12 protein-coding genes are annotated in these 13,162 nt (G+C 39.6%); 6 read left to right on the top strand and 6 right to left on the bottom strand.

Translation table 11 applies throughout. The features are described 5' to 3' along the window. The first annotated feature begins 338 nt into the window (after positions 1–338). The 3 genes from V7K15_RS19610 (at position 339) to V7K15_RS19600 (ending at position 4,924) form a co-directional block, all read left to right on the top strand. Positions 339–2,759, top strand: coding sequence for a sucrose synthase (locus V7K15_RS19610; protein ID WP_334907856.1), 2,421 nt, complete (start codon positions 339–341; stop codon positions 2,757–2,759). Between the two features lie 417 nt (positions 2,760–3,176). Continuing rightward, entirely contained in the window at positions 3,177–4,271 is a 1,095-nt protein-coding gene (locus tag V7K15_RS19605; RefSeq protein ID WP_334907848.1) for an AAA family ATPase, read from the top strand. Next, positions 4,268–4,924: a DUF4276 family protein gene (locus V7K15_RS19600; protein WP_334907846.1), complete on the top strand. Its 657-nt coding sequence runs from the start codon at positions 4,268–4,270 to the stop codon at positions 4,922–4,924. The genes V7K15_RS19605 and V7K15_RS19600 overlap by 4 nt, the downstream gene beginning before the upstream one ends. Positions 4,925–5,185: 261 nt before the next feature. Here V7K15_RS19600 and V7K15_RS19595 read toward each other — a convergent pair whose 3' ends face one another. Both V7K15_RS19595 and V7K15_RS19590 read right to left on the bottom strand, forming a co-directional pair. Then, positions 5,186–5,740 (bottom strand): peptidoglycan-binding domain-containing protein, encoded by a 555-nt coding sequence (locus V7K15_RS19595; protein WP_334907844.1) that lies wholly within the window; start codon positions 5,738–5,740, stop codon positions 5,186–5,188. Between the two features lie 129 nt (positions 5,741–5,869). Beyond that, complete coding sequence (locus V7K15_RS19590; RefSeq protein WP_334907842.1) at positions 5,870–6,586, bottom strand: ROK family protein; 717 nt, start codon at positions 6,584–6,586, stop codon at positions 5,870–5,872. Positions 6,587–6,851: 265 nt separating this feature from the next. Between V7K15_RS19590 and V7K15_RS19585 the strand changes: the two genes are divergently transcribed. Beyond that, positions 6,852–7,355: a 2TM domain-containing protein gene (locus V7K15_RS19585; protein WP_334907839.1), complete on the top strand. Its 504-nt coding sequence runs from the start codon at positions 6,852–6,854 to the stop codon at positions 7,353–7,355. A 147-nt stretch (positions 7,356–7,502) separates the two neighbouring features. Here V7K15_RS19585 and V7K15_RS19580 read toward each other — a convergent pair whose 3' ends face one another. The 3 genes from V7K15_RS19580 to V7K15_RS19570 all read right to left on the bottom strand — a co-directional run bounded on the left by V7K15_RS19580 (position 7,503) and on the right by V7K15_RS19570 (position 11,285). Further along, a complete protein-coding gene (locus V7K15_RS19580; protein ID WP_334907837.1) occupies positions 7,503–8,561 on the bottom strand; it encodes a 3-deoxy-7-phosphoheptulonate synthase in 1,059 nt (352 codons plus the stop codon). 209 nt (positions 8,562–8,770) lie between these two features. Beyond that, positions 8,771–10,429: an alpha-amylase family glycosyl hydrolase gene (locus V7K15_RS19575; protein ID WP_334907835.1), complete on the bottom strand. Its 1,659-nt coding sequence runs from the start codon at positions 10,427–10,429 to the stop codon at positions 8,771–8,773. 490 nt (positions 10,430–10,919) lie between these two features. Next, positions 10,920–11,285 (bottom strand): DUF1823 family protein, encoded by a 366-nt coding sequence (locus tag V7K15_RS19570; protein ID WP_334907833.1) that lies wholly within the window; start codon positions 11,283–11,285, stop codon positions 10,920–10,922. Positions 11,286–11,603: 318 nt separating this feature from the next. Here V7K15_RS19570 and V7K15_RS19565 point away from each other — a divergent pair, with 318 nt between their 5' ends. Further along, complete coding sequence (locus V7K15_RS19565; protein WP_334907831.1) at positions 11,604–11,858, top strand: hypothetical protein; 255 nt, start codon at positions 11,604–11,606, stop codon at positions 11,856–11,858. Between the two features lie 15 nt (positions 11,859–11,873). Here V7K15_RS19565 and V7K15_RS19560 read toward each other — a convergent pair whose 3' ends face one another. Then, on the bottom strand, positions 11,874–12,344 hold the full coding sequence (locus V7K15_RS19560; RefSeq protein WP_334907829.1) for a cupin domain-containing protein: 471 nt from the start codon (positions 12,342–12,344) through the stop codon (positions 11,874–11,876). 243 nt (positions 12,345–12,587) lie between these two features. Here V7K15_RS19560 and V7K15_RS19555 point away from each other — a divergent pair, with 243 nt between their 5' ends. Next, the gene (locus V7K15_RS19555) at positions 12,588–12,890 is read left to right on the top strand and encodes an acylphosphatase (protein ID WP_334907827.1); all 303 of its coding nucleotides are present in this window, start codon (positions 12,588–12,590) and stop codon (positions 12,888–12,890) included. The last annotated feature ends 272 nt before the right edge of the window (positions 12,891–13,162 follow it).

Raw genomic sequence — 13,162 nt, 5'->3', positions numbered from 1 at the left:
ACGACGTGTCATGATAACACTCCTCACTCTTCTGAATTTTCCATCAGCCACTAATTCTAAAATAGATTGATGCCTATTTGATGACACACCCTAACATCTATCAAAATAAATAAAAATTGTATTCCTTTAGTTAGATCCAAAAATACTGAGTCATAGATACTTTAAATAAAGTAGAACATGATTTAAGTGCCATCTGAAAAGTTGAGACTTGTAGTACACAGATAAATATGATTTATCTGTGTTATTTCGTGTTTATATGTGGTCTCACAAAAGGTGGAGGCTTATTTGTCTCGCCTTGAAAGCTAACAATGCAAACATCGTCATCTAATGGAGTTGCCATGTCTGAATTGCTTCAAGCAGTCTTAGATAGTGAAGAAAGAAGTGATTTGCGTTCCTTTATTAGTGAATTACGTCAACAAGAAAAGAAGTACTTGCTGCGGAACGACATACTCAATGTATATAGTGAGTATTGCTCAAAGTCTCAGAAACCTGAGACTTTTTGCACTTCCTCTGAGTTAGGCAAACTTATTTACTATACCCAGGAAATTATTCAGGAGGACTCAAATTTCTGTTTCATCATCCGTTCTAAGATTGCCAGCCAAGAAGTTTATTGGTTGACATCAGACTTGAGCATTGAGCCGATGACGGTGCAGGATTTGCTGGATTTGCGCGATCGCTTGGTGAACAAATTTCATCCTAACGAGGGCGGCCTGCTAGAATTGGACTTTGGCCCGTTTTATGACTACTCTCCAACAATCCGCGACCCCAAAAATATTGGTAAGGGAGTGCAATTTCTCAACCGCTATCTTTCCAGCCAACTATTTCAAGACTCCAAACAATTGCTGGACAGCTTATTTAATTTCTTGCGCCTGCACCACTACAACGGTGTTCAACTGCTGATCAACGATCGCATTCAATCACAGCAGCAACTTTCCGAGCAAGTTAAGAAAGCTATCAGTTTTGTTAATAATCGCCCCGATGATCAACCATACGAACAATTTCGGTTCCAATTGCAGACAATGGGTTTTGAGCCGGGTTGGGGTAACACCGCAGGGCGTGTGCGGGAAAGCTTAAATATTCTTGATGAATTGATTGATTCTGCCGATGCCCAGACCTTAGAAGCCTTGATTTCTCGCATCCCGATGATTTTTAAAATCGTCTTGGTGTCAGCTCATGGTTGGTTTGGGCAAGAGGGAGTGTTGGGGCGTCCCGATACTGGCGGTCAGGTAGTTTACGTTCTTGATCAGGCAAAAAGCCTAGAGAAGCAGCTGCAAGAAGATGTCCTGCTAGCTGGTTTAGAGGGATTGAATGTCGAGCCAAAGGTGATTATTCTCACCCGTTTGATTCCCAACAGTGATGGCACTCTTTGTAATCAACGGCTAGAAAAAGTCCACGGTACCGAAAACGCCTGGATTTTGCGAGTACCTTTGCGGGAATTTAATCCCAAGATGACTCAAAACTGGATTTCCCGGTTTGAGTTTTGGCCTTATTTAGAAACTTTCGCCATTGATTCAGAAAGAGAACTACGGGCAGAATTTCACGGCACACCTGACTTAATAGTTGGTAACTATTCTGATGGGAACTTAGTGGCCTTTTTGTTGGCGCGACGGCTAAAAGTTACCCAATGCAATGTTGCCCATGCTTTAGAAAAATCTAAATACTTGTTCAGTAACCTCTACTGGCAAGATTTGGAAGATAAATATCATTTTTCTTTGCAATTCACAGCTGATTTAATTGCGATGAATGCTGCCAATTTTATTATCAGCAGCACCTACCAAGAAATTGTCGGGACACCGGATAGTGTGGGACAGTATGAGTCTTATAAATGCTTCACCATGCCGGAGTTGTATCACGTAACGAATGGGATTGAATTATTTAGTCCCAAATTTAATGTCGTACCACCTGGAGTCAACGAAAATAATTATTTCCCCTACTCCCAGACTAAAGACCGAGTAGAGAGCGATCGCCAACGCCTTGCAGAAACACTCTTTACTCTGGAAGATCCCGCGCAAATCTTTGGCAAACTCGACGATCCTAACAAGCGTCCTCTCTTTTCAATGGCGCGTCTCGACCACATTAAAAACCTCACAGGTTTAGCTGAATGCTTTGGTCAAAGTCAAGAACTACAAGAGCATTGCAATTTAATTTTGGTAGCGGGTAAATTACGTGTCGAAGAATCAGGCGACAACGAAGAACGTGACGAAATTATCAAACTCTACCAAATAATTGACCAGTACAATCTCCACGGGAAGATTCGTTGGCTGGGTGTGCGCCTGTCTAAAACTGATTCTGGTGAAATTTACCGAGTAATTGCTGATCATCAGGGAATTTTTGTGCAACCAGCTTTATTTGAAGCTTTTGGTTTGACAATTTTAGAGGCGATGGTTTCAGGATTACCGACTTTTGCCACACAGTTTGGTGGTCCACTGGAGATTATTCAAGATAAAGTTAATGGTTTTTTGATTAACCCAACAAATTTAAACGAAACAGCCGTAAAAATTGTGGGCTTTATCACTAAATGCGAGCAGAATTCTAACTATTGGAATGAGATTTCCCAGCAAGGAATTGAGCGAGTTTACAGCTTCTATACTTGGAAAATTCACACTACTAAGCTGTTGTCATTAGCACGGATTTATGGCTTCTGGAACTTTACCTCAAAGGAGAACCGGGAAGATTTGTTGCGTTATATTGAGGCTTTGTTCTATTTAATTTACAAGCCAAGAGCGCAACAGCTATTAGAGCAACATAAGTACCGATAATAAGTTAAAAGCTGTACCATATTTAACTCAATACGCTTAGGTTAAGGATTTTTGGTATGTAGAGACCTTGCATTGCAAGGTCTCTACAAAGGATTTCGAGCTTAACCTAAGTGTATAGTAAGGGTATGTAAATTAATCTGGACAAAAAACTTTATTTATGTATTAACACAATAATAAGGATTTACCTTTTGATTAGTGTTCCAAATCCGAAAGCGATATCTACGACGGGCTACGCCCTACGTATAAGATATTTTTAACAAGCAAGATATAATGCGAATAAATCAGAAATTATTGATAATTAATTAGTCTTATTGATAAAATGTGTTGATCCTAGCTAGATAATCTAAATCACGATTACTATTAAGGTCTATCTGTGAAACAAGCAGCCCAAAAGCTTAAAAATCAGGAAACCATTACATGAGGGATCTGACCAGTGACAGCCAACTATCAAGGATTGTTTTGAAGGGCTTTAAGTCTATTGCTGAATGTGACCTTAAGCTTTTGAAACTAAACGTACTTATTGGATGTAATGGTGCAGGTAAATCTAACTTCATAGGCTTCTTTCGCATGGTTCAGCAGATGCTTGAGAGGAATCTGCAAGTTTTGGTAAGCCGCCAGGGTGGCCCCGATGCGATCTTGCATTTTGGCCGTAAAACAACTGAGCAACTAAAGATTAAGCTTTATTTTGGAAACAACGGGTACTTCGCTACGCTTGAACCAACTCAAGACAACCGTCTGATGTTTTCCAAAGAGTGTTTTTGGTGGAACAAGATCGGGGAGCGTGAAATCGGTAGTGGTCATTTTGAGACTAAGGCTTTACAAGGCAGTGGGACAGGAATTGACAAGTACATATTGCCCACCATGCGGCAGTGGCGGGTTTATCATTTCCATGACACAAGCGATAGCGCTTATGTGAAGCAACCACACAGAATTAATGATAATGCTTACTTGCGTTCTGATGCGCGTAATCTTGCAGCTTTCCTATATTTCTTAAGTGAAAATTATTTGGAATCTTATCGGCGAATTGTCAAAACAATTCGACTTGTTGCTCCTTTTTTTGGTGATTTCTATCTACGTCCTTCTCCACAAAACAATGAGGTGATCGAGTTGGAATGGGTCGAGCAAGGTCAGGATATTCCATTTAAAGCTCATCTTCTTTCGGATGGAACACTTCGTTTTATATGCCTGGTCACTGTCTTTTTGCAACCTACTTCCCTTCAACCTGAAACGATTTTGGTTGATGAACCTGAGCTAGGTCTTCACCCGTATGCAATTACTGTTCTTGCATCGTTAATGCGCTCTGTCGCCAGAGAAAAACAAGTTATTGTTTCAACTCAGTCGGTTGAACTGCTCAATGAATTTAGGGCGGAAGATGTAATTGTTGTGGATCGTGATCATGGTAAATCCTTACTCCGAAGATTGAATGAGGATGATTTACATGAGTGGCTTGAAGACTACAGCTTAGGAGAACTGTGGAAGAAGAACATCCTTGGTGGGAGACCTTCACGATGATCCGAATACACGTTTTTGTAGAAGGACAAACGGAAGAAACTTTTGTCAAAGAAGTACTCTGCGAGCATCTTCAGCAAAAAGACATATACCTCAACCCCATTCTTGTGCGAACTAGCTCAACAAATAAGGGTGGGGTAGTGAGTTATGCAAAGATCAAGCCGCAATTGAATCGTAAATGCCTTGAAGATGATTCTGCGTTTGTCACTACGATGTTTGATTTATATCGATTGCCAAATGATTTTCCAGGAAGCAGTTCTCTGCCTAGTACGAATGACCCATTTCAGAAAGCTGAATATCTTGAGCAGCAAATGAGCGCAGACATTAAACACCAAAATTTTCTCCCCAATCTACTGGTTCATGAGTTTGAGGGACTCCTGTACAGCAATCCACAAGCTTTTCTCGCATGGTTTAACCAAAGTATAGTAGATAGCCTACAGGCAGAGCGTAACTTATTCCTTTCACCTGAACATATTAATGAAGATCCGACAACAGCCCCATCCAAACGAATTATCAGATGTTGCCTTGGATATGAAAAGCCATTACATGGCTCCTTGATTGCAATGGATATTGGGTTAGATACAATACGTCAGCAGTGCCAGCATTTCAATAAATGGTTAACACGTCTTGAAAATATCAGCGGTGGTAACGGTTGAAGAGAATATGTTGTGGCATATATTTCCATCTTTAAAATACTCTACTGTGATCCGCTCACTGCTTTGCGTCTACGCGTCATATTTCAAAGCATCATTCATTCTTGCCCTCAAAAGACAGTACAAATGTTACTTATATACTCCATATTTGAGAAAATTTCCAGCATTATTACTAATTTACAAAAGTGATTTTTTCTTATGTATCCACTAATGAATCAGGAATTATGAATAATAATACGAAGTTTCATAACTCCCAACTCCTAACTAAATTGTCAACGCCCGCCAGGTTTGCTGACCAACTATTCCATCCACACCTAAATTCTGCTGATTTTGAAAGGCTTTGACAGCAGTCTCTGTCAGTGCGCCATAAATCCCATCTACTCTAACGGCATAACCGTTAGACACTAACAGCTGTTGTAAGACTCTGACAGCAACACCAGAGCTACCGAAATAAAGAGTCGGCAGAGGTTGGCTACTAAACTTCTGGAATCGTCCTGTAGCCTTTGCACGGACTTTACCTTCAGACTGAGAATACTTCTTAGACTCACCTAAGTTAGAAGAAGCTAGTCCCGGATTCTTTTTGCTGATTTTCTTAAGTATATGTTCTTTCTCTAGTGCGATCGCTGAGGGAGAAGCCTGAGAAATCTTATCTGTCTGCATGAATTCAGGTGGTGTGACTTGAGCCGTTATCTCTAACTGACTCTGTTTTGACTGGTTTACGTCATTTTCCATCTGAAATAATTGCTGCTGTGGCAAATTAGCCTCAGATGCTTGTCTTATTGTTAAGATACTTGTCATCATCAGGCCAATTTCAGTCATTGTAGTTCATTTCACTTTAACCAATATTTCTTTTAACCTACAACATTGCTGCTGTCCGGGATAGTGCATCTTGACCAAATAAAAAAGTCAATCGCTGATTACGAAGAGTTGTAGATACTGAAAAAATTTTTACCTTTTCTCATCTCGCCATAAAGCAATACCTCCTAATAAACCAGTGATATTGGGGATGAGTTTGACATTTAATGGTAGCTGGAAATTCACTCTCACAGCTTCACCACCGCCAATGTAAAGGTAATCATAATTAAACAGATGTTCCAAGGATGCGATCGCTTTTTCTAAACGTCTATTCCATCTTTTCTCACCAATTTTTTCTAACTCTGCACGCCCCAACTGCTGCTCGAAAGTCTGGCCTTTACGAAACGGATGATGCCCCATTTCCATATTCGGCACCAGTTTACCATCCACAAATAAAGCCGAACCAAACCCCGTACCCAGAGTAATCACCAATTCTACACCTTTAAGAGCGATCGCTCCAAGTCCCTGCATATCTGCATCATTAATTACCCGTACAGGCTTGTTTAAGTGTTTTAATAATGCTGTTTCCAAATCAAATCCGATCCAATCTGGATGTAAGTTTACGGCTGTTTCCGTGACTCCATACCTTACCACACCGGGAAAACCGACCGAAACGCGATCAAATTCACCAAGAGATGCTGCCAACACAACAATTGCATTAATTACAACCTCTGGTGTAGCAGGTTGGGGTGTATCTAAACGCGCTCTTTGCGTTACAGGATTCCCCGTAATATCCAAAACCATAGCTTTAACGCCACTACCGCCAATATCAACTGATAGGGTAAGAATCGATCCATTTTCTCCAACCATTGAATTACATCCTTCTTAGTGCTTGCTACTTCGTTATTATGCTCTGCTGCATCTGATAATATGCAGATGTTTGGAGAGTCTTCACATTGAGGGGGAGTAGGGGAGGGATTGACACCTTTTACTCAAAGTTAAAAATACAATATTATTAGATGCGGGAGAGCATCCAGATTTGCTAATGTAGGAATAATGGAAATAGTGCTGGCGTAGCTGCTTAAAATCTAGCGGGCAGGAAATTTCTATTAAAACTAATATAAGAGAAAGAATTATGACGGCCTTTGAACCCAAGAGCCTCCGCTCTTATAGCCAAGAAGATGTCCAACAAATTTTGCACTTAGCGATCGCACGTCAAGCTGATGACAAAGACACAGAATTTTCTTATGAGCAGATACTAGAAATCGGTGCTGAGTTAGAAATTTCACCTGAGTCTTTAAAATTAGCAGAACGTGATTGGTTAGTACAACAAGGCCAAATGCAACAGCGAAAAGCTTTTGATGCCTACCGCATCAGAAAATTTCAGAAGCGTCTAGGCAATTATACAATTTTCAATGGATTTTTGATACTAGCCGATTTAATCACTGGCGGCGGAATTTCTTGGTCGCTGTACATTTTACTATTCTGCGGATTGCCTGTAGGGCTGGATGTCTGGAATACCTTTCAAATGAAAGGCGAAGAGTATGAAATGGCATTCCAGAAGTGGAGCCGTAATCATCAGATTAAGAAAACCATCAGCACAGTTTTGAATAAGTGGTTTAAGGCATTACAGGCTTAGTAGATTTGCTTGCCTAAGCCTAACCCTCACCCCTACTAGACAAGCAAGCTACGCCTAGCCTCTGGTAGAGAAGCTATTCGTAGACATTGCTAGTTAAAAGAAAAACCCCGCATGGTATAACAGCTGTGCGTTTCTACTTCTTGGTCTTTATTTCAGTTTTTCGTGAGCAGCTAAAATAATTTTTTCGGTTTCTTCCCAGCCAATACATTTATCAGTTACAGAAATACCATATTTTAATTCTTCTTGTTTACCAGTAATTGGTTGACTACCTTCATACAACTGCGATTCCAGCATCATCCCAACTATTGATGTGTTGCCATCCAGTATTTGCTGAACAATATTTTCTAAGACAGCACCTTGTAATTTGTAATCTTTATTGGTATTACCGTGGCTACAGTCAATCACAATTCTCGGTGGTAAATTTGCCTGTTTTAATTTCTCTTCTACCAATTTGACATTTGCTGGATCAAAGTTGGGTTGACTACCACCCCTTAAAATTACGTGACCGTAGGCATTACCTTTAGTTTGAAAGACGCTAACCTGTCCGTTTTGATTAATTCCTAGAAAATTATGCGGGTTTCCAGCTGATTGTAGGGCATTCAAAGCTACTTGAATATTACCATCAGTACCGTTTTTAAAACCCACAGGCATCGAAAGTCCACTTGCCATTTCGCGGTGAGTTTGTGATTCGGTCGTACGTGCTCCAATGGCAGACCATGTAATCAGTTCACTAATGTATTGAGGGATGATTGGATCTAGTGCTTCTGTACCAGCAGGTAATCCCAACTCTGTAATTTTTAATAATAGATCCCGTGCAATTAGTAAACCATTCTCTACATGGAAAGAATCATCCATATCTGGATCGTTAATTAATCCTTTCCAGCCTACGGTTGTTCTTGGTTTTTCAAAGTATACTCGCATAATTAGTCGCAGGTTATCCTGGACTCGCTCGGCCAAGATTTTCAACTTCTCAGAATATTCGAGCGCTGCTTTTGGGTCGTGGATTGAGCATGGGCCAACTACTATAAATTTTCGGCGATCCTGAAAATCCAGGATATCTTCTATTTCCTGCCGATATGCTAAAACTCTTTCTTCGGCTAATTGTGTTAAAGGTAATTTTGATTTGACTTCATTGGGAGTTAACAAAACGCGATCGTTCTCAATGTTAGCGTTGTCGATATTACTATTAAATAATTTGTTGTGCATAGGGATGCTCTGGCAATTTTATATCCGCACTTCAATTCAAGAGTGTAACACAAACCCATCAAATTTTAAAATAGCCTAAAATAACCTGTTTTCTGCTTGACAAATTTCTAATTACACTGTACATGAGTAAGATAATAACTGAAAAAGGGAGAAAATTTTCCCCCTTTTTCTTTGCTATTGGACTACTGACTCAGTGGTAGTGTATATGATTACTGCCATACAAAGACTTTGGCTTCGTATGGTCCCAAGTCAATTATGATACCATCATCACCAGCTTCTACATCATAATTGGCTGTCCACTCGTGCCATGTACCAGGGCTAGCAAAGTTAGGAATATGATAGCCAGCTAGGAAGTTTTCTGAGAAATTTGCGATTACGACTACACGAGAACCTTCATCATTCCAACGAGTATAAGCTAATACTTTCGCCTCTGGATTTTCGTGGATAAAATCAATATTTTCTGTGTAGAGGGCATGATTATTTTTACGCAGGTTGGTTAAGCCTTTGTATGAATCAAATAAACTACGATTTAGATCATTACCTAACAGCGTCCAATCAATTTTAGATGATTCAGGTTGTTTAGGTTTATATTCCCCAAATTCCTCTCCCATCCAAATCAAAGGTACGCCAACAGCAGTCATTAGGATGGCTACTCCTAATTTAGCCCGTCTAAAGGCTTCTTCGTTAAAAATCTCACGGTTTCCCAATTCAACCATGACATGATTATGGTCGTGGTTGGTGAGGTAATTTATTACATTTGTCGCACCTAAGAAACCTTGGCGCTTACAATCAATGACATCTTTTAGACGCTCTAAATCAAATGTATCGCCGCAGATATGTTCTAGAATACAGTGATAAAAACTGTCATGCCAGCAAGCATCCATTGGCCCATCTAGATTGGTAATGCTGGTATTTTCAGGAATGTGTTCCGCAATGTTGTAAAAAGGCTTCATGCTAGCAGCTTTTTTGGCTTCTTGAACAATCCAGTGCATGAAATCGTAGTTAGCAATTTGCCTTGCTGCATCATAGCGAATACCATCCAGATGATATTCCTGAATCCAGAAACGGATTGTATCACCAATAAATTTCCGGGCTGGATGAATATCTAATTTTTCGTCATAATGTTCATAATTAAACTCAGGACCCCAGTTATTATCAGGGTCACGGGGAGCATGATGATACCAATAATCGTGGTCAATTTGTGTTAGCGGAGCAGATGCTTCTGAGTGGTTATAAATCCCGTCAATAATTATACGAATGCCTCTGCCATGACACTCGTCAATCAATTTTTTTAACTCAGCAGTAGAACCATAACTAGATTCTGTTGCAAAGAAATGACGGGGGTTATAACCCCAACTATAATCACCAGGATATTCTTTAAGTGGCATCAACTCAATAGCGTTGATTCCGAGTTCACACAAATAATCTAACTTTTCAATGACGTGTTTGTACTTGCCTCGTGCATAAGGGTCATCCTCGCCACCAGAAAAGTCACCGACATGCAATTCATAAATTACCAATTCCCGGTCAGCAGGTAAAGGTTTATCATCATGTTGCCAAACATAGGTATCGGTAATCCTTTTGCCATCTTTGACCTGGATTACACCGTTATCTTTACCACTCTGTTCATCAATATCAGTTGCATAAGGATCTGTGACATCAACCGATTGTTCTGGTTCAAAAAACCATGAATTAGTCTGAACGCGGAATTTATATTTATAAACACCGTCTTCTAGTTCAACACTTGTGCGAAAATAACCATCATCACCTTTTTCCATTGGAATTTCTTGCCAATCAGAAAAAGAACCAATTAATGCGGCTCCTTTGTTGTAAGGTGCAAATAAATTAAATTCAATTGGCTTTGCCATAGAAGTGTTTGTAATATTAAGGGTTGATAGGAATATTCTCTAATGCTAAATTGAATTTGCAAATAGCTCTAGAGAAAGAATTAGATAAGGAGTGCTTCTATCTTCAGGAATAATTTATGAATTATTTATAAAAGTTAACTGGTTTCTTTTGATTTTTGGCTTTTTATAGCATTTATTAATTGACTAAAATACCGATTTACTGTACTACCGATTTTGACTATAAAATTACTAATTTTAAAATGCTATTACATACAACTGCAAAAATTCAGTAAATAAATTAATAGTTTTTTATTAAATTATAATACAGCAGATATTCTGTAAAAATAGGATATTATTTGCCAAATATCTGCTGATAAGATTACTCAATTTTGTTGTTAATTAGGTAGACAAGAATCAATGAATCAAACTATGCTACGCAATCTAAAATTAATTAAAGGTTTTTAATAATAGCTTCAGCCTTTACTACAAACCTTTAATTATTCGCATTCACCTACTTAGTTTGTTGCAGATAACTTAACAACCAATTCGCCGCCGTCGCCCTGCGAGTTTGCCGAGGCCAAAATTCACCAATTTTATAACCTTTGAAACCCAGTTTTTCTTTTAGCATTTGTTTATTTTCAGCAGGAATGGAACGAGTCAACTTGACTGTTGCGGGGCGAGATTCAATGAAATCTGGTGGTTGTGGATACTCATTCTGCCATTCTGGTGCAACTTGGCTAGTGTCCCATTGTGCAGTTGATGAGTCATGGCGATAACCTAAATAATGCCATAGCAACTCGTTAACTGTGGCATCATCGAGTTTCTCGTCAAGAATTGCCCAAATTGTTTCTGTATTGAGTGGTGGCAGGTTAGACATAAACAATTCAAAATTTCAAGTGGAAAAACTGACTACTGATTAAATTACAGCAGTTTTCAGGTATTTAGACTACGACTGATATGGGGAATAGGGAGTAGGGAAGGGGGAGTGATCTAGTTCAATTACTTGAAAAGCGCTGGAAATGTACAAAAATTAGTAAGTAGTAAGAAAGACTTTATCATTACCCTGCTACACTTCCAAAGATAGGGATAATTTTATTTTTATCTACACTTGCTGGAAGATTTATCTGCCACAAGCATTAGACAAACTACCAAAGTGACCCTAAATAAGCAGATTCGCCTACTTAAGAGGAAAATTATGAGAATAGGGGATCTGTTCAGAAATATAATCGGTGGCAAGGAGAAAGGATGTGATCAAGAGTGGGATAATCGCGATCGCTATTACCGCTACAACAATTTAACCGAGAGTATTCGGCATGAGCTTTGGCTTAGTGGACGGTGGGAATCTATTGATCTCCCTTACCAACCCCACCCAGAAGGCGGATTACAAGTAATTCACTTCCGACGATTAGATGAACCTAAATTCGCTTGTTACCTTAGCCATAACTGCTAGGAACAAGAGCAATTGTCACTGTAAATTTTTTACTGGTTCCTGGTCAAATCGACGCATCAACTCTAGCAAGGCTTCCCTGTCTGGTTTCTGTCCATCCTGAAGTAAGGAAGCCAAGCCCTGAAAATATTTTTCGCGTTCCCCACCTGGACAGAACATAATCAGTAACTTTGCAGGTTTTGTTCCACGGTTAGCAAATGTGTGTGGCATATTGCGAGGAACAAGTACAAATGCTCCTGGTTGACCTTGGACAATCCGGTCTCCAGCTTGGATTTCGACTTCTCCCTCCACAACATAAAACATTTCCTCCATCTGACGGTGAAAGTGTAGTTCTGGTGCGATTCCTCCTGGTTGTATTAAGTACTCAAATAAACCTAAATGACCATGAGTATCAGCACCAACTGCTTTAAATATTGCCTGTGTATTACCCATAGTCAATTGATTACCTTCTCCTGATGCCAATATAATTTCTTTAATAGGTAAAGTCATAATAATTAACGTTTCTCCCTAGATGCCGCAGGTAAGCGAATAGATTGATGATATTTTTTATTCATGACACCATCAGTCTCAAAAATCATAGTACAAGATATTGATCACTGTGGCATACTGGCTGGGATAATCGACTCTATGTGTTTGGTAGAGCAAATCAACCAAATACTAGGCACGTATTTCTAGGATTATGCCTACTCCCCATAAATTGCTAAAGTAAAATCGTAAAGATTAGACCAGTTTATGCAGAATTCCACACCACTGCCAAAGATCATCCGCGCCCATGTATTCATTTCTGGTCGAGTCCAAGGAGTGGGATATCGCTACGCCACTGTGGATACAGCTAGACAGTTAGGATTAACCGGTTGGGTGCGGAATCTCGCCGATAGTCGAGTAGAGGCAGTCTTTGAAGGGGCGCGAGAGGTTGTAAATGAAATGGTTCGCTGGTGTCACTTCGGCCCACCTGCTGCTGTGGTTAAAGATGTTGTGGTTGAGTATGAAGTACCGGAAGAGTTGCGGGGATTTGAAGTTAAGCGGGGTAAATAGTTAGGAGTTAGGAGAGACGCGATTAATCGCGTCTGTACAGGAGTTAGGAATTAGGATATCTTCCATCGTGTCTCCTGGTTGTTAGCTCATCAAGCCAAAACGTTCATATCATACAAAGAAAACTAAACCTCAAAAAGCATCAAAACTTATTTTTTATTATTCTCTAATCGTAATATAATAATTTGTGTCTTTTTTATTAAGTAAGTATAGTTAATGCCTTATCGGAGAAAATTCTTAAAAAGAGCAGGATACACAACCCTTTCTGCTTTATT

This window comes from Nostoc sp., from assembly GCF_036919815.1.
GTDB lineage: Bacteria > Cyanobacteriota > Cyanobacteriia > Cyanobacteriales > Nostocaceae > Nostoc.
This window is presented reverse-complemented; position numbering and strand designations above follow the sequence as displayed.

Bases quoted from the DNA above. Each gene is read 5' to 3' on its own strand.
- V7K15_RS19560 (WP_334907829.1), bottom strand. From the start codon at position 12,344: ATGACTTTACCTATTAAAGAAATTATATTGGCATCAGGAGAAGGTAAT.
- V7K15_RS19585 (WP_334907839.1), top strand. From the start codon at position 6,852: ATGACGGCCTTTGAACCCAAGAGCCTCCGCTCTTATAGCCAAGAAGAT.
- V7K15_RS19570 (WP_334907833.1), bottom strand. From the start codon at position 11,285: ATGTCTAACCTGCCACCACTCAATACAGAAACAATTTGGGCAATTCTT.
- V7K15_RS19565 (WP_334907831.1), top strand. From the start codon at position 11,604: ATGAGAATAGGGGATCTGTTCAGAAATATAATCGGTGGCAAGGAGAAA.
- V7K15_RS19610 (WP_334907856.1), top strand. From the start codon at position 339: ATGTCTGAATTGCTTCAAGCAGTCTTAGATAGTGAAGAAAGAAGTGAT.
- V7K15_RS19575 (WP_334907835.1), bottom strand. From the start codon at position 10,429: ATGGCAAAGCCAATTGAATTTAATTTATTTGCACCTTACAACAAAGGA.
- V7K15_RS19600 (WP_334907846.1), top strand. From the start codon at position 4,268: ATGATCCGAATACACGTTTTTGTAGAAGGACAAACGGAAGAAACTTTT.
- V7K15_RS19590 (WP_334907842.1), bottom strand. From the start codon at position 6,586: ATGGTTGGAGAAAATGGATCGATTCTTACCCTATCAGTTGATATTGGC.
- V7K15_RS19605 (WP_334907848.1), top strand. From the start codon at position 3,177: ATGAGGGATCTGACCAGTGACAGCCAACTATCAAGGATTGTTTTGAAG.
- V7K15_RS19555 (WP_334907827.1), top strand. From the start codon at position 12,588: ATGCAGAATTCCACACCACTGCCAAAGATCATCCGCGCCCATGTATTC.
- V7K15_RS19580 (WP_334907837.1), bottom strand. From the start codon at position 8,561: ATGCACAACAAATTATTTAATAGTAATATCGACAACGCTAACATTGAG.
- V7K15_RS19595 (WP_334907844.1), bottom strand. From the start codon at position 5,740: ATGACTGAAATTGGCCTGATGATGACAAGTATCTTAACAATAAGACAA.